This window comes from Pseudomonas sp. ASL7 (genome assembly GCF_056680375.1).
This window is the reverse complement of record NZ_CM155279.1, coordinates 2,574,569-2,600,387: the sequence shown is the minus strand read 5'-3', so window position 1 is coordinate 2,600,387 and position 25,819 is coordinate 2,574,569. Positions and strand designations below refer to the sequence as shown.

General features: G+C 58.6%; 23 protein-coding genes. 7 read left to right on the top strand and 16 right to left on the bottom strand.

Annotated features, from left to right (window positions below; all coding sequences use genetic code 11):
- The first annotated feature begins 257 nt into the window (after window positions 1–257).
- Both AC1MDT_RS11795 and AC1MDT_RS11790 read left to right on the top strand, forming a co-directional pair.
- Window positions 258–1,610: a HipA domain-containing protein gene (locus AC1MDT_RS11795; RefSeq protein WP_480422181.1), complete on the top strand. Its 1,353-nt coding sequence runs from the start codon at window positions 258–260 to the stop codon at window positions 1,608–1,610.
- Window positions 1,607–1,885: a helix-turn-helix domain-containing protein gene (locus tag AC1MDT_RS11790; RefSeq protein ID WP_480422180.1), complete on the top strand. Its 279-nt coding sequence runs from the start codon at window positions 1,607–1,609 to the stop codon at window positions 1,883–1,885. Before AC1MDT_RS11795 ends, AC1MDT_RS11790 begins: the two co-directional genes overlap by 4 nt.
- Window positions 1,886–1,937: 52 nt before the next feature.
- On the opposite strand, the gene AC1MDT_RS11785 is transcribed toward AC1MDT_RS11790, so the two are convergent.
- The 3 genes from AC1MDT_RS11785 to AC1MDT_RS11775 are packed head-to-tail and all read right to left on the bottom strand — an operon-like array spanning window position 1,938 to window position 3,706.
- Entirely contained in the window at window positions 1,938–2,609 is a 672-nt protein-coding gene (locus AC1MDT_RS11785) for a GNAT family N-acetyltransferase (RefSeq protein WP_480422179.1), read from the bottom strand.
- A 17-nt stretch (window positions 2,610–2,626) separates the two neighbouring features.
- Complete coding sequence (locus AC1MDT_RS11780) at window positions 2,627–3,073, bottom strand: N-acetyltransferase family protein (protein WP_480422178.1); 447 nt, start codon at window positions 3,071–3,073, stop codon at window positions 2,627–2,629.
- A 9-nt stretch (window positions 3,074–3,082) separates the two neighbouring features.
- A complete protein-coding gene (locus AC1MDT_RS11775; protein WP_480422177.1) occupies window positions 3,083–3,706 on the bottom strand; it encodes an FMN-binding negative transcriptional regulator in 624 nt (207 codons plus the stop codon).
- Window positions 3,707–3,796: 90 nt separating this feature from the next.
- Between AC1MDT_RS11775 and pdxR the strand changes: the two genes are divergently transcribed.
- Window positions 3,797–5,323 (top strand): MocR-like pyridoxine biosynthesis transcription factor PdxR, encoded by a 1,527-nt coding sequence (gene pdxR, locus AC1MDT_RS11770; protein WP_480422176.1) that lies wholly within the window; start codon window positions 3,797–3,799, stop codon window positions 5,321–5,323.
- A 22-nt stretch (window positions 5,324–5,345) separates the two neighbouring features.
- Here the strand turns inward: pdxR and AC1MDT_RS11765 are convergent, their stop codons facing one another.
- The 11 genes from AC1MDT_RS11765 to AC1MDT_RS11715 form a co-directional block, all read right to left on the bottom strand.
- Window positions 5,346–9,899, bottom strand: coding sequence for a hypothetical protein (locus AC1MDT_RS11765; RefSeq protein ID WP_480422175.1), 4,554 nt, complete (start codon window positions 9,897–9,899; stop codon window positions 5,346–5,348).
- A 146-nt stretch (window positions 9,900–10,045) separates the two neighbouring features.
- Complete coding sequence (locus AC1MDT_RS11760) at window positions 10,046–11,146, bottom strand: polyamine ABC transporter substrate-binding protein (protein WP_480422174.1); 1,101 nt, start codon at window positions 11,144–11,146, stop codon at window positions 10,046–10,048.
- Window positions 11,147–11,158: 12 nt separating this feature from the next.
- On the bottom strand, window positions 11,159–12,190 hold the full coding sequence (locus tag AC1MDT_RS11755; protein ID WP_480422173.1) for a histone deacetylase family protein: 1,032 nt from the start codon (window positions 12,188–12,190) through the stop codon (window positions 11,159–11,161).
- 290 nt (window positions 12,191–12,480) lie between these two features.
- On the bottom strand, window positions 12,481–13,473 hold the full coding sequence (locus AC1MDT_RS11750; RefSeq protein WP_480422172.1) for an AraC family transcriptional regulator: 993 nt from the start codon (window positions 13,471–13,473) through the stop codon (window positions 12,481–12,483).
- Between the two features lie 63 nt (window positions 13,474–13,536).
- Window positions 13,537–14,166 carry a LysE family translocator gene (locus AC1MDT_RS11745; RefSeq protein ID WP_480422171.1) on the bottom strand — a complete coding sequence of 210 codons (630 nt, stop codon included), beginning with the start codon at window positions 14,164–14,166 and terminating at the stop codon, window positions 13,537–13,539.
- Window positions 14,167–14,230: 64 nt separating this feature from the next.
- Window positions 14,231–15,580: an NCS2 family permease gene (locus AC1MDT_RS11740; RefSeq protein WP_480422170.1), complete on the bottom strand. Its 1,350-nt coding sequence runs from the start codon at window positions 15,578–15,580 to the stop codon at window positions 14,231–14,233.
- 370 nt (window positions 15,581–15,950) lie between these two features.
- Window positions 15,951–16,322 (bottom strand): glutathione S-transferase N-terminal domain-containing protein, encoded by a 372-nt coding sequence (locus AC1MDT_RS11735; protein ID WP_480422169.1) that lies wholly within the window; start codon window positions 16,320–16,322, stop codon window positions 15,951–15,953.
- 99 nt (window positions 16,323–16,421) lie between these two features.
- On the bottom strand, window positions 16,422–16,967 hold the full coding sequence (gene folE, locus AC1MDT_RS11730) for a GTP cyclohydrolase I FolE (protein WP_480422769.1): 546 nt from the start codon (window positions 16,965–16,967) through the stop codon (window positions 16,422–16,424).
- An 886-nt stretch (window positions 16,968–17,853) separates the two neighbouring features.
- On the bottom strand, window positions 17,854–18,411 hold the full coding sequence (locus AC1MDT_RS11725) for a Smr/MutS family protein (protein WP_480422168.1): 558 nt from the start codon (window positions 18,409–18,411) through the stop codon (window positions 17,854–17,856).
- Between the two features lie 86 nt (window positions 18,412–18,497).
- Complete coding sequence (locus AC1MDT_RS11720) at window positions 18,498–18,818, bottom strand: hypothetical protein (protein ID WP_480422167.1); 321 nt, start codon at window positions 18,816–18,818, stop codon at window positions 18,498–18,500.
- Window positions 18,819–18,949: 131 nt separating this feature from the next.
- Window positions 18,950–19,540: a cysteine hydrolase family protein gene (locus tag AC1MDT_RS11715; protein ID WP_480422166.1), complete on the bottom strand. Its 591-nt coding sequence runs from the start codon at window positions 19,538–19,540 to the stop codon at window positions 18,950–18,952.
- Between the two features lie 239 nt (window positions 19,541–19,779).
- On the opposite strand from AC1MDT_RS11715, the gene prmB reads away from it, so the two are divergent.
- Entirely contained in the window at window positions 19,780–20,688 is a 909-nt protein-coding gene (gene prmB / locus AC1MDT_RS11710) for a 50S ribosomal protein L3 N(5)-glutamine methyltransferase (RefSeq protein WP_480422164.1), read from the top strand.
- 119 nt (window positions 20,689–20,807) lie between these two features.
- Here prmB and AC1MDT_RS11705 read toward each other — a convergent pair whose 3' ends face one another.
- Window positions 20,808–21,599 carry a hypothetical protein gene (locus AC1MDT_RS11705; protein WP_480422163.1) on the bottom strand — a complete coding sequence of 264 codons (792 nt, stop codon included), beginning with the start codon at window positions 21,597–21,599 and terminating at the stop codon, window positions 20,808–20,810.
- Between the two features lie 98 nt (window positions 21,600–21,697).
- Window positions 21,698–22,696: an alpha/beta hydrolase gene (locus AC1MDT_RS11700; protein WP_480422162.1), complete on the bottom strand. Its 999-nt coding sequence runs from the start codon at window positions 22,694–22,696 to the stop codon at window positions 21,698–21,700.
- An 83-nt stretch (window positions 22,697–22,779) separates the two neighbouring features.
- On the opposite strand from AC1MDT_RS11700, the gene aroC reads away from it, so the two are divergent.
- From aroC to AC1MDT_RS11685, 3 genes are all read left to right on the top strand, one after another.
- Window positions 22,780–23,871, top strand: coding sequence for a chorismate synthase (gene aroC / locus AC1MDT_RS11695; protein WP_131062445.1), 1,092 nt, complete (start codon window positions 22,780–22,782; stop codon window positions 23,869–23,871).
- 177 nt (window positions 23,872–24,048) lie between these two features.
- Entirely contained in the window at window positions 24,049–25,194 is a 1,146-nt protein-coding gene (locus AC1MDT_RS11690) for an MFS transporter (RefSeq protein ID WP_480422767.1), read from the top strand.
- Window positions 25,191–25,817: a methylthioribulose 1-phosphate dehydratase gene (locus tag AC1MDT_RS11685; protein ID WP_480422161.1), complete on the top strand. Its 627-nt coding sequence runs from the start codon at window positions 25,191–25,193 to the stop codon at window positions 25,815–25,817. Before AC1MDT_RS11690 ends, AC1MDT_RS11685 begins: the two co-directional genes overlap by 4 nt.
- Window positions 25,818–25,819: the final 2 nt, after the last annotated feature.

Here is a 25,819-nt window from a genome sequence, read left to right as displayed (position 1 = left end):
CCCCTTTTTTTCGCCCTGGATTTGTGGGGGCTAGAAGCTCATTCGCCACTGGACCGTCACGCCATGAGTTCGGCTGTCGGTGGCCATCTCTCCCGTGATGCCAGCAATGCAATATTTTGCGTTTTTTGACGACTAATAATCTTCGATATGCATTTAATTGCGTTTCAAGAGAGTTCTGCAGAACAAAAATGCACTATATTGCGTTCATGGCTCACTAAGCTTTCAAGAAAATGCATTTAAATGCAGGCGACGATGGAATGTACAACCTGACTTTACAGATCTTCACGACAGGGGAGTGGCACGACGCCATGACCTTAAGCTTCGACGGCCCTGAAAAAGGCTTTGAAAGTCGATGCAACTTCGGCTACGAAACCCCCTATCTCGTCGAAAATATTGAGGGTATTGGAGCACCCTTTGCCAAGGCAGTGAGTGCCAGGTTTCCTTTGGACTGGGAAGGTAAGCGATCCAAGGCACCAGCATTTCTACATGACATTGCCCCTGCCGGTGCTGCCAGAAAATTTCTTTTGGCACACATAGGTCGTGACAAGCCCGATGACATGAGTGCCGACCTTTACTTGCTGTCCAGAAGCACTCCGGCACCTATTGGCAACATGCGGATAAAGGAGTCTGCAGAGGCAGTGGACCAACGTCAGCCGATGGGGTTTAAGCGGCATGATGTCATCACTCGCGACAATAGATTTCTCGAGTACGCCTATGAACAAGGCGCTGCGATTGGTGGCGCTACAGGCGCAGGCGGCGAGGCGCCAAAACTCTTGTTGGCTCAGGCTAAGGACGGACTTTTATACCCTGATGCCGTATTGGACGATGCAGACGTCACCCAGCATTGGTTTGTGAAATTCGCTCGCAATAAAGGGAGTGCGACTGATCAAGACATCCTCAGAAGCGAATACCACTACTACAAGGCGTTACAAACTCTGGGGATCGAGACGGTCGCCGCACAAGGTTTGGCTTTGGAAGAAGCGACCAAACCCAGCTTATGGGTGCAGCGTTTTGACCGTGAGGTGACCCCTCATGGCGTCGAGCGTTTTGCCGTTGAGTCAATCTACTCGCTGGCGGATGTAACTACGCCAGGTAGTCGGATGAACCATATGGAAGTTATCCGGCTACTTGCCGGACTCTGGCGAGACGCCGGCCAAGCGATGCAGATTCCGGGGCTGGTTGCCGACTACTTGCGTCGGGATTTGCTCAACAAAATTCTTGGTAATTCGGATAACCATGGACGCAACACCGCAATCATTCGCGAAGCTTCCTCGTTTCGCCTGGCACCGATCTATGACCTGGCGCCGATGGTAATGGACGAAGAAGGTGTGACACGCACCACCAAGTGGCCAAAAGACCTGGAACGTGCGGGTGATGTTGATTGGCGTGGTGTGTGCCGTGCCTTGGCCGACATTGCCGATCCGTATGATCCGCTGGCAGCGTTGAGTGATTCGCAGGATTCCTTTGAGCGACTGCGAGAGGATGCGAGGCGACTGATGGCGCTCCCCGATATTCTGGCGGTCAGCGGCTTGCCTGACGCGACCATGAATCACCCGCAAATTGCATTGAAAAATCTGGAGAAGCGTTTGAAGGAGTGGGACTTGATATGAGCATGACCGTTGCCGAACGCACTGTGCTTATAGAAAGTATTCAAGAAGCGCTGGTGCAAGGCACTCTTGAAATCGGTGAAGCAGTTCGCCGCTTGCGAGTGGAAGTCACCGGTTTGCACCAGACCCAGTTTGCAAAGATGTGCAAAATCTCAGTACGCACACTGGTGCATATCGAGCATGGCGAAGGGAATCAGACTCTGAAATCGCTGAATGCAGTGTTCCGCCCGTTTGGGCTGAAGATGGGCGTGGTGCGCATCCGTCGCAATCTTGGCTGAGCACACTTCATGTCGCGGGAAGCATTCCCACGCCGGAGCGTGGGAACAATCATCAGGTGCGGCACTCGACCAGGGTTTTCAACTGCCCGGAATCTGTCTGGTTTTCATCGCTCAACCAGCGCTCAAACCCCGCGCCAATTGCTGGCCATTCCGAGTCCAGAATCGAATACCAAGCCGTGTCGCGGTTCTGTCCTTTCACCACCATGTGCTGGCGGAACACCCCTTCAAAACTGAACCCCAGCCGTTCAGCCGCGTACTTGGAGCGGGCGTTGCCGTTGTTGCACTTCCACTCGAGACGCCGATAACCCAGGGCAAACGACGCCTTCGCCAGCAGGTAAATCGCTTCGGTGCTTTTCGGCGAGCGTTGCATCGGTGCGCCAAACGTCACGTGGCCGATTTCGATGCGGCCTTGTGCCGGGACGATCGACATCAAGCTGAGGATGCCTTGCACGTCACCGCTGGCACGATCGATCACGCTGAAGAAATACGGATCACTGGCGGCGGCATTATTGTTCAGCCAATCGTTGAACGCGCTGCGCTCCGGGAAGGGACCGTAAGGCAGATAGTCCCAGAGTATTGGATCGGACCCCGGGCCTTGCAGGGCGCTCCACAAGCCGTCGGCGTGGCGCGCCGGGTCGAGTTTTTCCAGGCGGATGAACCGTCCTTCGATGGTTTGAACCGTCGGCGCCGGGACGCCTTTCCAGTCCGCGAGTGAAATCGACATGCTGTTCTCCTTGAACCTTAAATGGCTTTGCGAAACTGGATGAAACCGGGGCGTTCGGCAATGCGCTCGTAGAGCTGGATCGCGGTGGCGTTGGTTTCGTGGGTCAGCCAGTGGACCTTGCTGCAACCATCGGCTTTGGCGGTGGCGTAAACGAATTCGATCAGTTGCCGGCCAACGCCGGTGCCACGGGTTTCGGGCGTTACCAGCAAGTCTTGCAGGTAGCAGGCGTTTTCGATGCTCCAGTTCGAACGATGGTAGATGAAGTTCACCATGCCCACCGCGTTGCCATCGACCCACGCCAACGCCGAATGAGTCGGTTCGTTCGGATCGAGCATGCGCTGCCAGGTGCTTTGCGTGACCGCTTCGGGCAGTTCGGTGTTGTAGAAGCGCAGGTAGGCTTGCCATAGCGGCAGCCACGCGGCGTGATCGTCGGCGGTGACCTGGCGAATGTCGATCTGACTCATGTTCGTTCCTTAACGCATCAAGTGGGCGAGGGCTTGGTCGTGCACGTCGGGGCTGGCGGCGAGCCCCTCGCGCACACCGGCGATGTCTGCAGTGCTGCGGTTCTGGCTGAGCTTGCGTTTGCCTTCCAGGCGCTGGATAGGCAAGGCAAAACCGACGATGGCTTTGAGCATGCCGTCAATATAGTCGACGGGGGCATCGGCGACTTTCCATGGTTGGGCACGACCGGCTTCATGGCGATCGGTTAACGCGCTGACCAGATTGCGCAGTCGATCAGCCTCGGTGAACACCTGCGCCGTGCCGTAAGCGTGCACGGCGACGTAGTTCCAGGTCGGTACGACTTTGCCGTGCTCGGCTTTGCTCGGGTAAAACCCCGGGCTCACATACGCATCGGCGCCGGCAAATATCACCAACGCTTCAGCACCGTTTTGCAATTCCTTCCACTGTGGATTGGCCCGGGCGAAGTGGCCGTAGAGGGTGCCATTCGGGCCTTGGTCGGGGCTGAACAGCAGGGGCAGATGACTGGCTTGCAGGCCTTGTTCTCCATGAGTGACCACCATGGCAAGGCGAGTGCCGAGTATCTGCTGGTGCAGTTCATTTAAATCGTCGATGGCAAAAGCGCTTGGCGTGTACATGTAAATTTCCCTTGGCGAATGCTTGCATCGTAGGCAGGCTATTGGTCTGTTGTAAGAGCCATTACCGACCAATTTCATAGGTCCAATGCCATGTCCAGCGAACCACTGTCCTTATCATTCAACCCCGCGGGAATCGAGCTCGACCGTCGCCAGGGGCTGAGTCGTCAGCTCTATCAGGCCTTGCGTGTGCGCGTGCTCGACGGGCGGCTGGCCAGTGGCACGCGTTTGCCGGCCAGTCGGGATCTGGCAGCGGCCTTGGCGATTTCACGCAACAGCGTGGTCCGAGCCTACGATCAGCTCTACGCCGAAGGGTTTATCGAGGGACGGGTAGGCGACGGGACGTATGTGGCGCAATTGCCTCAGGCGTCATTGCCGGTGAAAAAAATCGCCAAAAGGCTAGCCACGGCCTCATCCACACAGGGGGCGGATTTACCAGTGGCCCCCACCAGCACCGTTGTTTACAGCGGTGCCTTGGAGCGGGTTGAAAAGAACCATTTGGCGACGCCCCCGAGTGGCCCGCCCCGGGCTTTTCGAGTGGGCGTTCCGGCATTCGATCTTTTCCCGTTCGAGGTGTGGGCCAAGCTGAACGCGGCGTTCTGGCGCAAACCCGATTTACAGCAACTGTGTTATGGCCCGCCGGAAGGGGATGCGCGCTTGCGTGCAATGATTGCGGCGTATTTGCGCAGTTCGCGCGGCATGCAGTGCACGGCGGAGCAAATTGTGATCACCAGTGGCGCGCAACAGGGGATTAGCCTGTGTGCGCAATTGCTGGTGGAACCGGGTGATGTGGTGGGTATCGAGAATCCCGGGTATCGGGCGGCCGGTCACGCGTTCGCGGTGGCGGGAGCGCGATTGCAGGGGGTGGCGGTGGACAGTGAGGGCATTGACTGTACCGAGTTGACGGGTTTGGGCGATTGTCGTCTGGCGTACGTCACACCGTCGCATCAGTACCCGACGGGGGTGGTCATGAGTCTGGCGCGGCGCCTGGAATTGCTGGCCTGGGCCGAGCGCGCCCAAGGCTGGATCGTCGAGGACGACTACGATGGCGAATACCGTTACAGCGGAGCGCCGCTGGCGCCCTTGGCCGCACTGGATCGTCAGGGACGGGTTTTGTACGTCGGGACCTTTGGCAAAGTCGCGTTCCCGGCGCTGCGTCTGGGGTATCTGGTTTTGCCGCCGGCGCTGGTCGCGGCATTCTCTCAGCGTCGGGCGGTGGATGTCCGGCATTCCGAGGTGAGCACTCAAGCGGTCATGGCCGAGTTCATGGCCGCCGGGCATTTCCAGCGCCACATTCGCCGCATGCGCCGTGCGGCACTCAGTCGACGTAATACGTTGTTAGCCGGTTGGCCGCAGAACATTCCCGGTATTGGTAGCCTGCCGAGTGTCGCGGCCGGGCTGCATCTGACGGTGGCAGTCGAGTCACAGGCCCGCGAGCGTGAGCTGGTGGAAAAAGCGGCCAGCGTCGATGTCGAAATCAATGCCTTAAGCACTTACTGGCTGGCGGACTCGCAAACACCGGTGGACCAGCGTGCAGGGCTGGTCCTGGGTTTTGCGGCGGTGCCCGAGGCGGCGATCAGTGCTGCACTCGGGCGTTTGGAAAAGATCTGGCGTGCATAAGCGGCGCCTTGCCTCCTGGGTTTTACGTAAAGAACAACGAACTGGCCAGGCGGAGGTTGATTTCAGCACGATAAATGGCAATGGACTGAAGTGCGTTCAAGCGGGCGTGCTTTTCGTAGGCTCCCCCTGAGCCGCGTTGTTCGACGGTCTTCAAGTGCGCTGCAGAGAAGGCTGCTCTCGGGCTGTCAGACGCCGGGTAATGAAAGTGCGCATACCAAAGTACTCTGCGAGTTTCGTGATCGCGAATCTCGTACTCATCCATATAGTCCTTGCGCGGGCCCTTCAAACGCCGATGCTCCGGTAGTGGTTTACCCATCCGGTGGATTGTCACCAGCCCCTTGGAATGCAGCCACTCAACCCGGCCTGCGGTGGGCAGCTGTCGTTTGGTCATGCTGATACGAATATCAGTGCCCTTTTTGTAAAGCGCGGTTGCCCCATCGTTTAGTTTTTTGGTGACGGTGGCAGCCGACCCCGGACCGCCTTCGGTGGCATTGTTATAGGTCAGGGTTTCCTCGATAGCCTCCGCCGCCGCTTCCATTCGGCGGGCCTGCTGATGAAACATCTCCTCGATTTCCAACGGAATACGTCGATCGGCTTTTGAGTGCACCTCGGTACGTCGGATGAATGGCTCCAGCTGTTCCAGTAACGTTTCACCGTTTTGCAGGCTGACCGTCAGTGTTGGAGGACTGACAGCGGGTACAGCCGTTTTGACAGGCACATGTTCAACCCAGACACCGGGTGTTTTCTCATGGAACGTAGCGATCACCTTCCCGGTGAGTGGGGAGGTCACGTCGACCAGATCGGTGTCGGTGGTGCTCGCCCGTGTTCGGGACTTGCCGACGACGGCGCCCTTGAATCGCGTTTTGATGAGGCGATGCGGGGCAATTGCTGGTCGCGATGGCCCCGAAACCGGTTCGAGGATCTTGCGTTCATCCAGCAATCCCGTCAGTTGATTCACTGCGCGCTGATTGAACGCTTCGATACGCTGACGCATCAGGTCCAGTGACGGTTGCACCAGCTCCCCGGGGTACTCGTCGGGCAAGTCGAGAATACGTTGGTCGATGGTTGCAAATTGCTCTACCAGATCGCTGAACCCTTCAATCCGTTCGGGTAGCGCCAGGAGGCGATCATCCTTGGCGAGGTCCAGTGACGACTGGATGATCAGACCCACATCTTCGACAAGGGTTACTAGCGCCTGTCGGGCAGCCTCGGTGGCGACTGTTCCAGAGTCACTAAGGCAGAGCTCCTGCGCGAGGCTGATCTGAAACAGCTTCAGGTCCTGCAGGTCAAAAGTCGGCAGCGTTGCCGTGTATTCCCTGGCAGATTCGGCGGCCTCCCTGCCCAGGCGTTTCAACTCGTCGATCCGGGCCTGGGCAAACTCGATTCTTTCGATAAACCCTTGGGTCAGATCGCTGGTCTGTTGATGAGTCTGGCGTGGTGTTTGGGTGAGTTTATTCGGCTCTCCATCCAGTAGGGCTAATGAGCGACGCATGTAGGTGCCAAACACAGGATTTTGCCGGTTGAACCACTTCTCCGTCAGCAAGAGCTGTTGATCCAGGCAACTGACCAGAACGGCGCGGAAGTTGGTAATCGAACCCCGCTCGTTGAATGCTTTGAGCTGTTCGATGTAGACGCTATAAACGGCCACCTGTTTATCCAGCGTTTCGATCAGTCTGCGACCATTGGGATCATCAGCGCCCGGTGCGGAGGGGACAGCCGCTTTCTCTGCGGTTTCGAGCGCTGTCTTCAGCACCTCTTTGTTCGCATCGAAGGTCTCCAGTTGCTTTCGCAGTTCGTCTATGCGCCTCGTATTTTCCTGCGCCAGCTCTTTTCGGCTGCGGCCTCCGCCGCGCAACCTCAGGCGTGTATCGACGATCCATTCTCCCGTTGCGGTATGGGTCAGCAGGGGGCCGGTCTTTGCCGGGGACTGACGGCTATCGATGATTTGCACGAACTCATTGTCGTTAACCATGACTTCGAACCAGCGTTGGCCAACCTGGGCATACCATTTGTTGTTGAACTGGCTCAAAAAACGATGAGGTCCGACTTGGGTCGAGGGGCTTGCCAAGCCGTCAGGTTTTGCAATGGCCAGCCCTTCCAGCAACGTCCCCAGGCTCGTTCGCGCGAGGGCGCCATGGGTGTACAAGTGGGTCCTGTGATTCGTTGGCAGCGGTTGAGCGGTGATATCGGGTAAGCGGGTCACGGTGATTGTCGGCGTTGGCGTGGGTTGTTGCCCAGGCGTGAAAAAAACCTCCTTTTCAACGACACGGCTTGCTGTGTGACGAGTCGCCGCGTAATGGGCCAGGACCATGCCCAGTGACAGGAACAGGTCGGTCAATGCGGTCCATGTAGTGTCACTGTCACCTTTCTCACTGGCTTCATTCGCTTCATCCAGGTCGCTCATGATTTGCCATATCCAGGCTGCGCTGGCAGCCGTTTTACCCAGAAATGGCAGGGCAATGTTGAATAGCATCCAGGCCCCATGCTTGAGGGTCTCCCAACGACTTTGAGCGTTGGAGACCGACTGCCGGTCTGCCAGGGTAATCATCGCGTTGGCATTGGCGGTGAACAGTGTCGACAGTGAAGGTTGCGCAAGTGGCGCTGCCGCTAGCGTGACAGCCCCCATCATGCCGAGTGCCGACGTTGGATCGACCAACCATTGCGACATTGTCCAGACGGAAGGCAGCTGGCCGGGAAATACGTACTGTGAGTAGTTGAAGCGCATGTCGTCCGGCAACCAGGCCAGCACTGACTGGCGAAGCGTCTGGTTATGTTTGATCGCATACAGCAGGTTGGTTTCGCGGGGATATTGCAAAAGCGGGGGATCAAGCAGTGGGCGAAAGAGCAGGCAGGGCCCCTTGTCGACGAGACTTGGGCTGATGACGAACATGTTGGCCACCTCGTCGGCCTTGTTGTCTGTGCGGCCCCCGGGAATAAACGCGAGAGGACGAATGATGATTTCCAGGCCGTCCACAAAACGGTCGTCGGGCTTTTCCTGCATCGCCGCGACCACATACCGGTATCCCTGATCGTCGATGCCTGCCTCGCCACGAATTTTGTGCTGCAGCGTCTGAAGCGGCAGCTGAATACGCAGGTGGCTGGCGAACAGGTCTTGCCGGCGTTGTGTTTCCTTGGTGTCGCCGAGCAGTTTTTGCTTGATCAGCGTGGGATAGGTTTCACCGATGTTGACCTCGGTGACCAGTTTTTCCAGATAGGTCGGGGTCATCCACGATTCAACGGTACTGCCGTCGGTACGACGAACGGTCTTGTTGCCCAAAGGTACGGCAATCAGATTCTGCAGGGCCAGATCGATCAGCGACATCGTGACGGTTTCGGTTTTGCCCGGCACAGCGATAGCACCGAGGATCACAGGACTGGTGATACTGAACTCGATATTTTCGAGCTTGGCGTCCGTCGCCTCCGGGTGATCTTTTAACACCTGGTCTTGCAATGTTTGCAGGGTAAATTCCGGTAGCGATGGAATGTCATCCAGAAAAGATTTACCCGCGTGTTGCTCCCGAAGCAGGGCCAGATCCATCAAGTGTCGGCTGTAGCGGGTCAGGTCCGCCGGTTGAGCGCGGAGCACCCAGTCGGGCAGCAAGCGCTCGATCCGGTTGAAGCGCTCTTCGTCGAAGTCCTTGCGGTTTCTGGCGGCGGTGCTGGCTCGACGCGCGAGACCACCTGTCGTAATAGTGTCTTGAAGTTGGCCAATGGCAGCGATTTCGAGCGCGATCAGCGCACAGGCTTGATGGTCGAAAAAATGGCCAGTGGGTTCATACAAACGCCACTGCACGATGCGCGGACTCGACGCCATGCGCGCAGGCAGCGTTTCACCGAATGATTCCAGCGAGTCGTAATGCTTGAAGCCCTCTGTGATCGAGTGGCTGATTACCAAGGTGCGCTTGCCCAGCGTACCCACCAGCACCGCCAAGTCGAGCACCCACAGATGCTGGTCCGGCTCATCGATGTCGATCAGGCAGGCTCTGGATTTGTAGACGTCGTCGCGGTGTCGGGCAGTTTGATCCGGGCTGTTGAACAAGGCCTGTGCCATTGCCTTTTGGTCCTCGTCCAAGCCTGAATCTGGCTCGATGTCCCAGAGGTTGCGCAGTGAGCCCGAGAGTTGATGCCAGCGTGGTGTGTCGTCTTCTGCCTGCTGGTTCCAGTAATCCAGTTGCTGCTCTTGATAAGACACAAACAGTAGAGGGATCAGTTGATTGATCAGCCGGGAAATGGCATCGATCTTGACAGGCAAGTGGATCGCCGGACCTACCTCCGATTGCAGGGTCAGGAAGTGTTCTCCATCAATGTAGGTCGCGGTCTGCGCCGACAGCGTGAGCCGCACCAACACGTCGGTCAGCGACTCGGATCGGCGGATGCCGGGCGTGACCTGGCTCCCGGTGACGGTCCAGGTGGGTGTCACGACCATGGCCTGGGTCGGATCGATATGAAGGCTTGGGTATGCGGCATCGAGCGCCGTGCGCAGTGCGTTCGACGCCACCTCCCTGAGCGAGGGGCCAGTGACCAGTTGGGTCAATACATCTTCGGAGCGGGTAGAGGAGGTGTCGGGCATGACCATTTCCTTTGTGCTGATGAGGACGCTGGCCGCTGGGCCGCGTTGTATCGAGGTCAAGGTAAAGGGCCGTTGAGGGCGAGCGGTGGTAGATAGTTATCGCGGGCAAAAAAAGACCCGCTCGTTGGCGGGTCTTCTCTATCAACAATGTTTCAGGTCCCGGATTTGATCTTGGTCCAGGCCCGGGTGCGCGCGCGTTCGGCATCGCGCGGTAGCGGTTGCAGGGTATAGAGCGTGCTCATGGCCGTTTCGGTCGGGTACAGGTTAGGGTTGGTGCGGATCGCCGGGTCGACCATTTCGGTGGCGTCCTTGTTAGGGTTCGGGTAGCCGACGAAGTCGCTGACTGGCGCGATGACCTGTGGTTGCAGCAAGTAGTTGATGAAGGTGTAGCCGTCTTCCGGGTTTTTCGCGCCTTTAGGGATCGCGAGCATGTCGAACCAGATGGGCGCGCCTTCTTTCGGCAGGCGCATGTCGACGATCACACCGTTCTTGGCTTCCTTGGCGCGGTTGGCCGCCTGGGAGAAGCTGCCGGAGTAACCGACGGCGACGCAGATGTCACCGTTGGCGATGTCGGCCATGTACTTGGACGAGTGGAAGTAGGTGATGTAGGGACGGATCTTCATCAGCAGCGCTTCAGCTTTGTCGTAGTCCGCCGGCTTTTTGCTGTTCGGGTCCAGACCGAGGTGTTGCAGGGCCAGCGGCAGGATCTCAGACGGCGAGTCGAGCAGGGCTACGCCGCATTGCTTGAGCTTGCTGATGTTCTCTTCCTTGAAGATCAGGTCCCAGCTGTCCACCGGTGCATTGTCGCCCAGCGCCGCTTTGACTTTGTCCGGATTGAAGCCGATCAGGATGGTGCCATACATGTACGGCACGGCAAATTTGTTGCCCGGGTCGTTGGCTTCGATCAGCTTCATCAGCTTCGGATCGAGGTGGTTCCAGTTCGGCAGTTTGCTACGATCCAGCGGTTGGAAAACCCCGGCCTCGATCTGCTTGGCAAGGAACACGTTGGACGGCACCACGACGTCGTACCCGGAGTTACCGGTCAGCAACTTGGCCTCCAGCGCTTCGTTGGTGTCGAAAATGTCATAGACCAATTTGGTCTGGCTGTTCTGCGCCTTGAAGTCGTCCAGCGCCTTGGGGGTGATGTAGTCGAACCAGTTGTAAACACGCAACGTTCGCTCTTCAGCATGAACGGCGCCGCTGAGCACCGTGGCGCACAGCGCTGGCGCGATCAAACGCTTGAGTCTTTTCATTGTTCTAATTCCTCATTGGGCGCTTTCAAAACCTTCGAGAACGTTCACGGCGTTGATGCCGATTTCTTCCACCGCGTAACCGCCTTCCATCACGAACAGCGTCGGTTTTCCGAGGCCGGCGATGCGCGCGCCCATCGCCAGGTAATCCGGGCTGTCGAGCTTGAATTGGGAGATGGGATCGTCTTTGAACGTATCGACGCCCAAGGACACGACGACGATGTCCGCGCCGTATGTTTCGATCTCTTTGCACGCCAGTTCCAGCGCCGCGCTCCAGCTGTCCCAAGCGCTGCCGGCGGGCAACGGGTAGTTGAAGTTGAAGCCTTCGCCTGCGCCTTCACCCGGCTCATCTGCATAGCCAAGGAAGAACGGGAACTCGGCTTCCGGATGGCCGTGGATCGAGGTGAAAAGCACGTCGCTGCGCGCGTAGAAAATCGATTGCGTGCCGTTGCCGTGGTGGTAATCGACGTCAAGGATCGCGACCTTTTTGTGGCCCTGATCGAGGAACGCCTGAGCGGCGATGGCGGCGTTGTTGAGGTAGCAATAGCCTCCCATCAAGTCGCTGGCGGCGTGATGTCCCGGTGGACGGCACAGGGCGAAGGCACTGCGGGCGCCGTGTTGGATAGCGGCTTGGGCGGTCAGTGCGACTTGGGCTGCGCTGTACGCCGCTTGCCAGGTTCCGGCCGTGATCGGCGCACCGCCGTCGAAGCTGTAATAGCCGAGCTGGCCATGCAGGCTGGTGGGCATGATTCGACGCAAGGTGCGGGCCGGCCAGGTGTAGGGCAGCAAATCGCCGTCGGTGCCGAACTCGGTCCAGCGGTCCCAGGCACCTTTGAAGAAATCGAGGTAGTCGCGGCTATGAATGCGTGCGATCGGGTCGAGGCCAAAATCCTGTGGCGCTTCGACCAGCCCGAGGTTGCGCTGTTGCACGCGTTGCAGAACGTGGTCGGCCCGCGAGGGCATTTCGAAGCAGGGCATCAGTTGCCCGTCCATCAATTCACAACGGCCGTGGTGCAGGTGGTGATCGTCCGAGTAGATCGTCAGCATTTCTTGTTCTCCGCAGGCTGATTCGGTTGGACACAGTCTTACGGCGGGCGGCGTTTCGGAGAACGGCAGGAAAGGCCAAAAGGGGATTTATATGGCCAAAAGGTTTGACCGAAAATCGCCCCCTAGTGGCGAGGGGATGCCCTCACGTGGGCGCGCTGCTCTGCCGGGCGCCATCGCGAGCAGGCTTGCTCCCACAGTGGATCTTCAGTAATTCTCGTATTTGTGTACGACGTAAAACCCTTGTGGGAGCGAGCCTGCTCGCGAAAGCGGTATCTCAGGCACCACATCACTCAAGGTCTGAACTGACTCGGCGCCACGCCGCTCCATCTGACAAATGCATGGCGAAAACTCGCAGTCTCGCTGAAGCCCAGTGCCTCGGCGATCCGGTAGATCGGCAGGTGATCCTCGCAGAGCATTTGCTTGGCCTGCTCGAAGCGCAATTCGTCGAGCAACTCCTGATAGCTGCACCCCAGGTCCTTGAGGTGTCGGCGCAGGGTCCGCGCCGAACACTTCATCTGTTGCGCAAGACCTTCGAGCCCGGGAGCCGCGTTCAATTGAGCCCTGAGCAATTGGCGAATCCGCCCCAGCCACGCCTGGCGTCCGGTGAATTCGGTGTTCTGTTTGCGGCAGCGTTCGGCCATGGCCTGGTGGGTGATGACGTCGGCGAGCGGCAGCAGCTGATCGAGCCAGCATCGGTCGAAGGCGAATGCGTTGTCCCGCGCCTCGAAGCGCAGTGGGCAGTTGAAGTGTTCAGCGTAGGTCGATTGGTAGTCGGGCGCGGCATGTTCGAAGCGAGCGGCCAGCAGGGGTAATGGATGGCCCAGCAGGTCGTCGCAGATGACTTTCAACGACACCAGACAAAACTCGGCGTTGAACGCCGCCAGTGCCGGGCTCTCCCGATAGTCGGCGGCGACGAACCAGATGCGCTCCCCGTCGTCTTCAAGGCTCAACTCGAAAAGTGTTCCCAACAGCGCCGGATAGCGCATCGCCAGCCGTAAAGCGTCACCGAAGGTGGCACTTGTGAGCAACGCATAGCCGAGCATGCCGTAGGACGAAACGTGCATCCGACGGCCCAGTTCCAGGCCTATATCGCGCTTGAGGGCGACCGCATTGGCGCAGACCTGCATCTCTTGATTGGTGGTGATGTGCGTGTCCGCCCGGCTTAAATCCGCCGCGCTGATACCGCTGCCGGCTAACAACTCTTTGCTGGACAAACCTTCGGCCTTGAAGGCATCGAGCACCAACGAGACGGCGTTGAGGGTGGTGAGGTGGGAGTGGAGCATGCTCGGTTCCAGCGTGGGGATGTGGGAACCGAGCAACTTGTATGCCGATCTGTGGGCGACGCGTTAATGACCACTCAATAACGAGGCCGCTCCGGCGCCACTGAACAAACCTGCGCTGATCCGGTTAAACCAGCTTTGGCCTTTGCCACTGCGCAGATACCGCGCCGCGCCATGGGCACCGAGGCCATAGGCCAACTTGCACAACAGGTCCAGCAGGGTCCAGGTTGCAATCATCACCAGCAATTGCGGCAAGAAGGGTTGCTGGGCGCTCAAAAACTGCGGCAGGAAGGCGGCGAAGAACAAGATGTCTTTCGGGTTGCTGGCGCCCAGTACGAAGGCGCGGCCGAACAGTGCACGAAAACGCGGGACCGGCGCAGCCTGAGGTACTTCAGCGCCCCGGGATGGCTGACACGATTGTTGCCAGCTCTGCCAGGCGAGGTAGAACAGGTACAGCGCGCCCACGATTTTCAGCGCGCTGAACAGCTGTTCCGACGCGAGCAGCAGGGCGCCCAGACCCAGCGCCGAAGCACTCAACAAGCAGATTGAGGCCGTCACGCCGCCCAGAAACGCCGGGTAGGAACGGCGTAAACCGTAATTCAGACTGTTGCTGATCATCAACAAAGACAGTGGCCCAGGGATCAGGATCACTACCAGCGCAGCGCCGCTGAACAGCAGCCAGGTTTCCAGACTCATCACTTTCCTCCAAATGTGCAAAAGCCCCACCCGACAGGGTGAGGCTGGTTGAAGCTATGACCGCTTACAAGAAAATGAACTTGGCGATGAAAATCACGCAGAGCACCCACAGGCTGGCGGAAATTTCCTTGTACTTGCCAGTACCGGCCTTCAGCACCACGTAAGTGATAAAGCCCAGCGCGATGCCGTCGGCAACCGAGAAGGTCAACGGCATCATGATCGCGGTGACGATCGCCGGAATGCTGTCGGTCGCTTCATCCCATTTGATGTGAGCCATACCGCTCATCATCAGCATCGCCACATAAATCAGCGCACCGGCGGTGGCATACGCGGGGATCATGCCGGCGAGTGGGGCGAAGAACATGGCGGCAATAAATAGCACACCAACGGTCACGGCGGTAAGACCAGTCCGACCACCCGCTGCAACCCCCGCGGCACTTTCCACGTAACTGGTGACCGGCGGAACACCGACCATGGCCCCGAATACGCTGGAAGCACTGTCGGCTTTCATGGCGCGGGAAAGGTTCTCGATCCGGCCGTCAGCGTTTACCAGGTTGGCGCGCTGGGCGACACCCATCAGGGTGCCGGCGGTGTCGAACATGTGCACGAAGAGGAAGGCCAGCACCACACTGATCATACTGACGTTGAATACGCCGGCGACGTTCATCGCCATCCAGGTCGGTGCCAGGCTTGGCGGGGCGGACATGATGCCCTCGTAGTGCACCAGGCCCAGGCCCCAACCGGCCAGCGTCACGGTGATGATGCTGATGAGGATCGCGCCGAAAACTTTGTGGTAGCTGAGCACAGCGATCATCAGGAAGCAGATGGCGGCCAGCAGCGGGGCAGGTTCGCGCAGGGAGCCGAGCTTGATCAGCGTCGCCGGGCTGGCGACGATGATGCCGGCGGTTTTCAGGCCGATGATCCCCAGAAACAGTCCGACACCGGCGCCCATGGCGTGGCGCAAGCCGACGGGAATGCTGTTGAGCAGCCATTCACGGATCCGGGAGAAGGTCAGAATCATGAACAGCACACCGGAGACAAATACCGCGCCGAGGGCGGTTTCCCAGTTGTAGCCCATGGTGCCGACGACGGTGTAAGTGAAGAAGGCATTCAAGCCCATGCCTGGCGCCAGGCCGACCGGCCAGTTGGCGTACAGGCCCATCAACAGGCAACCCAGTGCAGCGGCGATGCAGGTGGCGACGAACGCGGCACCGTGATTGATGCCGGCGTCGGCCATGATGTTCGGGTTGACGAAGATGATGTAGGCCATGGTGATGAAAGTTGTCAGACCGGCAATCAGCTCGGTCTTCACCGTGGTGCCATGAAAGCTCAGTTTGAAGATGCGCTCCAGCCAGCCATTGCGTAATGGCGGCGAGAGTTCCAGCGTCGGGGCTTCGGATTTGCGGCTTTCCACAGCGAGTACTCCTCAAGAGTTTTATTGTTATTTCCAGGGCCGGACCCATGAGGGTGGCAGCGACCCTTTGAGGCACTTGCGAATTTGTTGACCGGTTGGTCAGAAACTCGCACGAAGTGGATTATGCTTTTGTATACAAATAATGCAAATAATGTTTTTTGTTTTGTGGACGAAAAGTTTGGCAATAGGGATATATCGCAGGGCAGAAGCAGCCTGGGGGGAGGGTAAAAACAAATAAACCGGCGCATGGGCCGGTTTATTTTTGTCTGAAATTTGTGGTGTCTGGTCTGGCCTCTTCGCGAGCAGGCTCACTCCCACATGTGGGAGCGAGCCTGCTCGCGAAGGCGTCGCTCAGAGCACCACAAAACCATCAGGCTGCAGCGAAACGCTTGTCCAGATAATCAATGATCACCTTGGACTCATACATCCAGGTGGTCTGGCCGTTTTCTTCGATGCGCAGGCACGGCACTTTGATCTTGCCGCCTTGCTCCAGCAGGGTCTGGCGACCCTGTTCGTTGTTTTTCGCATCGCGCAATGCCACCGGCACATTCAGGCGGCGCAGGGTGCGGCGGGTTTTCACGCAGAACGGGCAGGCGTGAAATTGATACAGGGTCAGGCCCTTGGCGGCCGTTTCGACCTGCGCCTGAGCGGCGGCAGGGCGCTTTTTCTTGCCCGGGCGGGTGATGAAGTCGATGAAGATGATCAGTTGGCCAAGGCCGATACGAAGCGCTTTAACGAACACGGTATAAGCCTCACGGGGCGAAAGAAGGCGCGCAGCTTACCTGATTTTCGCGGACGAAAAAAAACCGGCGATGAATGCCGGTTCTCTTCGTGCTGCCAATTACTTGATCAGGCTGAGAAACTCGCTGCGGGTCGCCGCGTTTTCGCGGAACTCGCCGAGCATCACAGAGGTGATCATCGACGAATTCTGTTTCTCCACACCGCGCATCATCATGCACATGTGCTTGGCCTCGATCACCACTGCAACGCCCAGGGCGCCGGTGACTTGCTGGACCGCGTCGGCGATCTGGCGGCTGAGGTTTTCCTGGATCTGCAGACGGCGGGCGTACATATCGACGATTCGCGCGACCTTCGACAGCCCCAGCACTTTGCCGCTCGGGATATAGGCGACATGAGCCCTGCCAATGAACGGCAGCAAATGGTGTTCGCACAAGGAGTACAACTCGATGTCCTTGACCAGCACCATTTCACTGTTGTCGGAGCTGAACAAGGCACCATTGGTGACTTCTTCCAGTGTTTGTTCATAGCCGCGGCAGAGGTACTGCATGGCCTTGGCGGCACGCTTTGGCGTGTCGAGCAGGCCCTCGCGGGAGACGTCCTCGCCCAGTTGGCCGAGAATCGCGGTGTAATTCTGTTCCAGTGTCACAGGGGCTGATTCCATAAGGGTTTCAGAGGGGTACTGTTTCTGTCTGTACCAATTGTGTACCAATCAAGCTCTTTTCAAACTTCCCGGGTTCGCTCCAATCGGTGCTGGCGCTGATCCCTCGGGTGCAGGTCGATAGCAACATCTGAACGCTATGACCGAGCTGAATGGCAATAAACGCAGGGTTCATCCCCGACATGAGGCACATGGTAGCGTATGTGTGACGGCAGTTGTATTGCCGGCGGGCGCGAATACCCAAATCAGTACGCGCGACCTGGAAGTGTTTGTCGGTCACCCTGACCTGCTGAAAGTCATCACCTTCTGGCTTTTCCGGCTCCCCGTAGCTGCAATCCGGGTCACCAGATTCTAATTAACGATCGGCCGTTGCCTCGTCGGCATATTCAAGGCTGACCATTCCCGTGGTCAGGCCCTGTTCGGCGATTCATTGCCTGACGGTTCTGGCGGACAGCAACAGAGTCTGATCCGGTTACCAGTATGAAAAAGTGGTCAATAAATTTGATTCGGGCCTGAAAAGAACCCACGCAGTCAGTCGGCTTGAACCTTCTAAATTCAGGGGTAATCAAACGATTACAACGTCAGGCTTTGCCTGCCCGGAGATGATCAAATGAAACGCACAACTGTATTAATTTTGTTGGTGTCTGCCACCTTGTTGCTCGGTGGCTGTTGGCCGTATTGGCATGACCATGATGGTGGTCACGGAAATGGGAATGGTCACTACTATGGTGGTAACGGTCAGGAATACCACCGGTCTTAGTGTTTAGGAGAACCGCAGTGGACTACCGGGCTTAATCACGGACGGGCAGGGTGAAGTCGATGTCGCTTGATCCAGGCAGGTCGAGCAGTATCGCTGCCGCCAGTCACGGCTACGTTACTCGTCGCGGCCTTCCATCATGGTCCGTTTGAGCATCACATAAACCGCTCCGGCGCCGCCGTGTTTCGCTTGGCACGAGGTGAAGCCCAATACCTGTGAGTGCTGACGCAGCCAGGTGTTGACGTGGCTTTTGATCATCGGGCGCTTGCCGTCCAGACGCACGGCTTTGCCATGGGTGACGCGTACGCAGCGGATTTCGAATTTGGTCGCTTCGGCCAGGAACGCCCAAAGGGTTTCCCGGGCCTTTTCCACGCTCATGCCATGCAGGTCGAGGCTGCCTTCGAACGGAATCTGCCCGATCTTGAGCTTGCGCATCTGGCTTTCCTGCACACCGTCACGCGCCCACATCAGTTCGTCTTCCGGACCGACGTCGATGACGAACTGATCGGACAGCCCGTCAACAGTCGTGGCATCGTTACGCACGGTAGCAGCCTGGCGCAGCTTGGCGATGTGCGCGCGGTCAGCTTTGGGTTTGCCGGTTTCGGCGCGATCGTGCTTGATCGGCTTGACGCCTTGGATCGCACTTTTGAACAGGGAAAAATCGTCGTCTTGCATGTCAGCCTCCGCGAAGGGCGGCCAGTTTACCCAAGTCGAGGCGTCATCCATAACAATTGGGCCCGCCAAATAGGCGGGCCTTCAATTCAATCGTGTTTTTTCATCAGGTGCGGGGACATGTTCAGCTCCCGCGACTGACGCGAGCGGCGACGGCAACGCCGCCACAACCACACGCCGATGTACAGCACGAACAGGCCAATCGCCAGAATCACGGCCGAGCCGACCGGGCTGGCGTTCAACTCGCTCAGGGCGGGTGGGTGACCGAGCAGGCTGGCAGCACCGGCCAGTGCGAGCAACACACCGCACATTGCCAGCAAGGCAGCGAACGCCGCGCCGAAACGAAAACGCCAGTTGCGTTGGCCTTTGGGCCGTAAGCGGCGAGCGTCAAAACCATCGGATAACTTCATTCCGACCTTCCTCAATAGGTATCGGCCCTTCGACCGGGAGTTGACCGGGATGTTCCTGAGGCTAAGACAATTACAGTAAATGATAGACTTTTGCGGATGAGCGGCGGCATGGACCGCTCATCAAATGTCGATTAAATCAGATCTCGGGTCAGGGCGAGGGTGGCGAAGTTGTCCGCCATGATCGCCATTTCGGTCTGTTGAACATGCTCGGCGCTCAGGACGCCGCCCTTGTAAGGCAGGTCGCGGGTGGCGCAGGCATCTTCCACCAGAGTGCAACGAAAGCCCAGGTTCTTCGCGGCACGCACCGTGGTGCTGACGCTGGAATGGCTCATGAAACCGCAGATGATCAGGTCAAGGGCGCCGAGGTCCTGCAGGCGTTTTTCAAGCTGGGTGCCGTGAAAAGCACTCGGCAGCAATTTGCCAATGATTGTTTCGTTGTCTTGTGGCTCCAGGCCCGGGATGAACTCACCCCGTTCGCCCTGTGGATCGAACAGCCCACCGACGGTGCCGAGGTGGCGCACATGGACGATCGGCCGACCGGCGGCACGGGCGGCGGCCAACAGGTGCTTGATGTTCGCGACGGCAGCATCCATGCCGCTCAGGGCCAGAGGGCCACTGAGGTATTCTTTCTGGGCATCGATCATCACAAGGGTCGCATGGCTCAGATTGGCTGCAGCGTAACCGCGGCCGCTGAGTTGAAACATCGTTTTTGGAACGGACATTCTGGGGCTCCTTCGGGTGGGGCTTTTGCGACATTGTCCTCTGGCTGAGCGCTTCTGTGAATCGCTACCATCGTAGACGCCGTCGTTACTGGCTTGCAGCCTTGTCAAGATGCACGTTTTGTTCAATAGCCAGCCAAATAAATAGATTAGTCCTACATCCGGGTCGGTGTTTTTCACGCGTCGTCGTGGCGCCGATTGGCTGGTAGAATCGCCAGTCGTTTTTTCTGGAGTTTGCCGCTGTGATCACTTCCCGACTTCGTACCCTGCGTGACCATATCCGTTGGGCCGTCAGCCGCTTCCATGGGGAGGATCTGTTTTTCGGCCATGGGGCCGACAATGCCTGGGACGAAGCCCGTCAACTGGTGTTGGGTGCCTTGCACCTGCCGTGGGAAATTGCCGACAGTTACCTCGACTGCAGTCTGGAAGAAGACGAGCTGGTGAAACTGCAACGCCTGCTCAAACGACGCATCGAAGAACGCATTCCCACCGCGTACTTGTTGGGTGAAGCGTGGTTCTGTGGCATGTCGTTCATCGTCGACGAACGCGTATTGATCCCCCGTTCCCCGATTGGCGAGCTGATTGAAAAGCGCTTCGAACCGTGGCTGGGCGCCGAGCCTGCGCGGATTCTCGACCTGTGCACGGGTTCCGGTTGCATTGGGATCGCCTGTGCCTACGAGTTCCAGAACGCTGAAGTGGTGCTGGCCGACCTCTCATTCGAAGCGCTGGAAGTGGCCAATCAGAACATCGAGCGCCATGGCGTCGATGAGCGGGTGTACACGGTGCAGGGCGATGGTTTCGATGGGTTGCCGGGTCAGCGTTTCGACCTGATCGTGTCGAACCCGCCTTACGTCGACGCAGAAGATTTCGCCGACATGCCGGACGAATACCAGCACGAGCCGGAGCTGGGCCTGGCCTGTGGCGAGGATGGTTTGAACCTGGTACGACGCATGCTGGCCGAAGCGGCAGATCACTTGACCGAGAAGGGCTTGCTGATCGTTGAAGTGGGCAACAGCCAGGTACACGTCGAGTCGTTGTACCCGGAGGTCGACTTCGCGTGGCTCGATTTCGAGCGCGGCGGGCACGGCGTATTCATGTTGACGGCGCAACAGTGCCGCGATCATCAGGCGCTGTTCGCTTCTCACGTCTGACCCTATCCCTTGTAGGAGCGAGCTTGCTCGCGATAGACCTGAAGGCGACGTGTTTATCCAGAAAACACGCGTTATCGTTAACGTCCATCGCGAGCAAGCTCGCTCCTACAAAAAAACCGTTAACGGTGCGTAGCAATCCAGATCAACAACCCCGCCTGGAACACTGCAAACGACACCAGGCAGGTGATGGTAAAGCGCAGGCCGGCGTCTTCACGCTTGTACTTGCTGACTTTCTCTTCGTGTTTCTTCAGGTTCACTTCCTGTTCGGCCAGATTCTGCTCGGCTTGCTGGAGCATCTGCGCCGCCTCCAGAATCTCCACCACCTGCAATTTTTCGGTGTTCCATTCAGCCAGCAGGTCGCCGACCTGCGCTTCTTTGACGCTGCCCTTCAAATGCTGGACATCGGCATATATCACCTCAAAACCATGCGCCTTTAGAAAGTGGTCGCGGCGTAGGCGGGTGTCTTCATTCAGCGCATCTTTGTTATTGAGGTCGGAGCCATCGACGGCATAACCGGACCATCGCTTCTTCGCCCAGCTAATGCCGTGCGCGGCCATGAAACGGCCGATGCCTCGGTTCAATGGTTCGATCTGCAGACCGCTGTCAGGCCCGAAATGCACGCGTTTGGTGGCGTGATCGACCCACACGTCCAGATGGTTCTGTTCTTTGCGCACGCGCTGGCCGGGCAGCGAAATGCTCATGCGCATCAGGCTGCGTTCCTTGCTGTTGCGTTCGGCGTAACCGAACTCGACAAAGCGCAAGGGGCGCCCACCGGTGTTACGGTCGGTCTGCAATGGCGCCAAACGGAGCATCTTGTGGTGCTCGACGTGGACGTCCGCCCATGGCAGCTCGGCCGCTGGCGGTGCGTCTTTTTCAGCGGTGGTGTCGGGTGAAGTCTGGGTATCGGTCATAACGGCGAGATCCTGTCCAAGCTCTGTTGCCGCCAGCCATAGCGCTGGTGATAAAGGCTTATCGGCCGTTTTTTTCAGGACTGGAGGGCAAACAGCGCTTAACTGGCGCGAAGAGCGTCAATAAACCCGAGGATTCGCGTGCCCAGCTCCGCCGCCAGCGGCAATTGCGGATCTTTATAGGAGGCCAACTGCTGTTTAAAGTCGTTGGGCACGATGCGCATGACATGGTTCATGCCTTGGATCAGTGCCAGTTCGGCGTCCGGTTTGGCATCCTTGAGCATCTTCGCATCACCGACGCCGACCTGAATGTCATTGCTCCCCTGAATGATCAGCGCTGGCATTTTCAATTTGGCGAACGCCGCCGCCGGGTCCTGGCGGAACAGCGAAATCAGGTACGGTTGCACAGTGGGGCGGAAAATCCCCTGCAATTGCGGCGGGACGTTGTCATCGGTGTGGCCGGCCTTGAGGCTATCGAGCAACTCGTTGCTGCGCAGCATCAGTGGCGGCGGCAGGCGATTGCTCAATTGCTGGCGCAGCACTTGATCGACCGGCCGGGCGCTGCCGGACATCGAAATCACCGCCGCGGCATCGAGGCTTGGCGCCGCGAGGGTGGCAATCAAGGCGCCTTCGCTGTGCCCCAGCAGAATCAGCTTGCCAAAGCGCGGATCGGATTTGAGTTTCTGGCCCCACGCCTCGGCGTCGGCGACGTAAGCCTCCACGGTCAGGTTGCGTTCATCCGGTGTGGCGGCAAGGCTCGCCGCCACGCCGCGTTTGTCGTAGCGCACGCTGGCGATGTTGTGGTTGGCCAGCACCCAGGCCAGCCGTTTGAGGCTGTCGTTGCGTCCGCCATCCGGGTTGTTTCCGTCGCGATCCGTAGGACCGGAGCCAGAAATAATCAGGACAACCGGCACAGGCTTGTCGGACTTGGGCAGCAACAACGAGCCAAAAAGCTCGCCGGTGCCGGTGTCTAAAGTGATAGGCCGTTGCAGGACGGTGGCCTGAACAAAGCCGGTAAACAGGGTAAGGCTCAAGGCTAGAATTCGCAGCATCATCACGCCATCATGAACAAGATGCCGGTTGGACTCGCGGGCACCCATAAGGTTCGAGGATGAACTAGTCGGGTAGCCTGCGTATACTGGCGCGCATTACGTATTAAGGTTCATTTCACGGAGCGTCCTGCATGTCCGGCAATACCTACGGCAAGCTGTTCACTGTCACCACCGCGGGCGAAAGCCATGGTCCGGCGTTGGTCGCCATTGTCGATGGCTGCCCGCCGGGCCTGGAGATCTCTCTGGAAGATCTGCAGCGCGACCTGGATCGGCGCAAGCCCGGCACCAGTCGCCACACCACCCAGCGTCAGGAGGCCGACGAAGTCGAAATCCTCTCCGGCGTGTTTGAAGGTCGCACCACCGGTTGCTCCATTGGCCTGCTGATCCGCAACACTGACCAGAAGTCCAAGGACTACTCGGCGATCAAGGATCTGTTCCGCCCGGCCCACGCCGATTACACCTACCACCACAAGTACGGCGAACGCGATTACCGCGGTGGCGGTCGCAGTTCGGCCCGGGAAACCGCCATGCGCGTGGCGGCCGGGGCGATTGCGAAGAAATACCTGGCCACCCAGGGCATTGTCATCCGTGGCTACATGAGCCAGCTCGGCCCGATCGAAATCCCGTTCAAAACCTGGGATTCGGTGGAAGAGAACGCGTTCTTCAGCCCTGATCCGGACAAGGTGCCAGAGCTGGAAGCCTATATGGACCAGCTGCGCCGCGACCAGGATTCGGTCGGTGCGAAAATCACCGTAGTGGCTGAAGGCGTGATGCCTGGCCTTGGCGAGCCGATCTTCGACCGTCTCGACGCTGAGCTGGCCCATGCGCTGATGAGCATCAACGCGGTCAAGGGCGTAGAAATCGGCGCCGGTTTCGCCAGCGTTGCCCAGCGCGGCACCGAACACCGTGATGAAATGACCCCGGAAGGTTTCCTCAGCAACAACGCTGGTGGCATTTTGGGCGGAATTTCCTCCGGCCAACCGATTGTTGCGCATCTGGCGCTGAAGCCGACATCGAGCATTACCACGCCGGGCCGTTCCATCGACATCCATGGCAACCCGGTGGAGGTCGTTACCAAGGGGCGTCATGACCCGTGCGTCGGCATCCGCGCCACGCCGATTGCCGAAGCGATGATGGCCATCGTGTTGATGGATCACTTGCTGCGTCATCGCGGGCAGAACGCCGATGTGCGGGTCAGCACCCCGGTGCTGGGTCAGCTTTAATGGCTGATGTAGGGTGTGTACGAAAACTCGCCGAGCGGCGATCAGGCAAGGCAAAAACAGGCGAGCAAGCGGAGTGTAGGAATCTACATGAGCCTTGCGAGCCTGTTTTTAACGCAGCATGATCGTCGCGCAGGCAGTTTTCGTACAGAGCCTCACAGCCGCTGCGGTCTGACGACGATGGCGGCGCTCCCGTACTGGCGGCTCTCCAGTTTCTATCTGTTCTATTTCGCCTTGCTCGGTTCGACAGCGCCGTTTCTGGCGCTGTACTTCGATCACCTGGGCTTTTCCAGTGCGCGGATCGGCGAGCTGGTGGCGATCCCGATGCTGATGCGCTGCGTCGCGCCGAACATCTGGGGCTGGCTCGGCGACTACACCGGCCGGCGGCTGGCCATCGTACGGTTCGGCGCCGTGTGCACCTTGCTGACGTTCTCGCTGATTTTCGTCAGCAAAACCTACGCCTGGCTGGCGATGGTCATGGCCTTGCACGCTTTTTTCTGGCACGCCGTGTTGCCGCAGTTCGAAGTCATCACGTTGGCGCATTTGAACGGCCAGACGCAGCGCTACAGTCAGATTCGCTTGTGGGGCTCCATCGGTTTCATCATCACCGTGGTCGCGCTGGGTCGGTTATTCGAATGGCTCAGCCTTGATGTCTACCCGGTGGCGCTGGTGCTGATCATGGCCGGTATTGTGGTCAGCAGCCTGTGGGTGCCCAATGCTCAGCCGGCCCAAGGCAATCGCATAATGGGGGAGGGGTTTTTCAAGCAATTGCGCAGCCCCGGCGTCCTGGCGTTCTATGGTTGCGTGGCGCTGATGCAGATGAGTCACGGACCGTATTACACCTTTCTGACGCTGCACCTTGAGCGATTGGGTTATAGCCGTGGGTTGATCGGCATGCTCTGGGCGGTCGGTGTGGTGGCCGAAGTCCTGATGTTTCTGGCGATGAGCAGGATCCTCCCGCGCGTCTCCGTGCGCCGGGTGCTGCTGGCGAGTTTCCTGCTGGCAGCGCTGCGTTGGCTGTTGCTCGGTTCGTTCGCCGAATTCTTGTGGGTGCTGCTGTTCGCCCAGGTGCTGCACGCAGCTACCTTCGGCAGTTTTCACGCCGCTGCCATCCAGTTCGTGCAACGTAGCTTCGGCGCACGCCAGCAAGGGCAAGGCCAGGCGTTATACGCTGCACTCGCCGGCGCTGGCGGCGCACTCGGCGCGTTATATTCAGGCTACAGCTGGAACGCCCTCGGGCCCACGTTGACCTTTAGTATTGCCAGCCTCGCAGCCCTGGCGGCTGCCGTTATCATTGCAACACGACTGCAAGAGGACAGGCCATGAGCCTTACCCGTGAACACCTCGCCCAGGAAATCATCGATGCCGGGCGTTTTCTGTATGGCCGCGGCTGGTCGCCGGCCACCAGTAGCAACTATTCAGCGCGCCTGTCGCCGAGCAAAGCCTTGCTGACGGTTTCCGGCAAGCATAAAGGCGAGTTGCGCATCGACGATGTGCTGGCCACCGACCTGTCGGGTAACAGCCTGGAACCAGGCAAAAAGCCGTCAGCCGAAACCCTGCTGCACACCCAGCTCTACCGCTGGCGGCCGGAGATCGGCGCGGTGCTGCATACCCATTCGGTGAACGCCACGGTGTTGTCGCGCCTGACGCCACAAGACTTCATCGATTTCGAAGACTATGAACTGCAAAAAGCCTTCAGCGGCATCTCGACCCACGAATCCCGGGTGCGCGTGCCGATTTTCGACAACGACCAGAACATTGCGCGCCTCGCCGCCAAGGTGCAGCCTTGGCTGGACATCCACCACGATTGCGTTGGCTACCTGATTCGTGGCCACGGCCTCTATACCTGGGGCGCGCGCATGAGCGATGCCTTGCGGCAGATCGAGGCCTTTGAATTTTTGTTCGAGTGCGAGTTGAAGACGCGCTCGCTCTTGAACTGTAAAGCATGAAC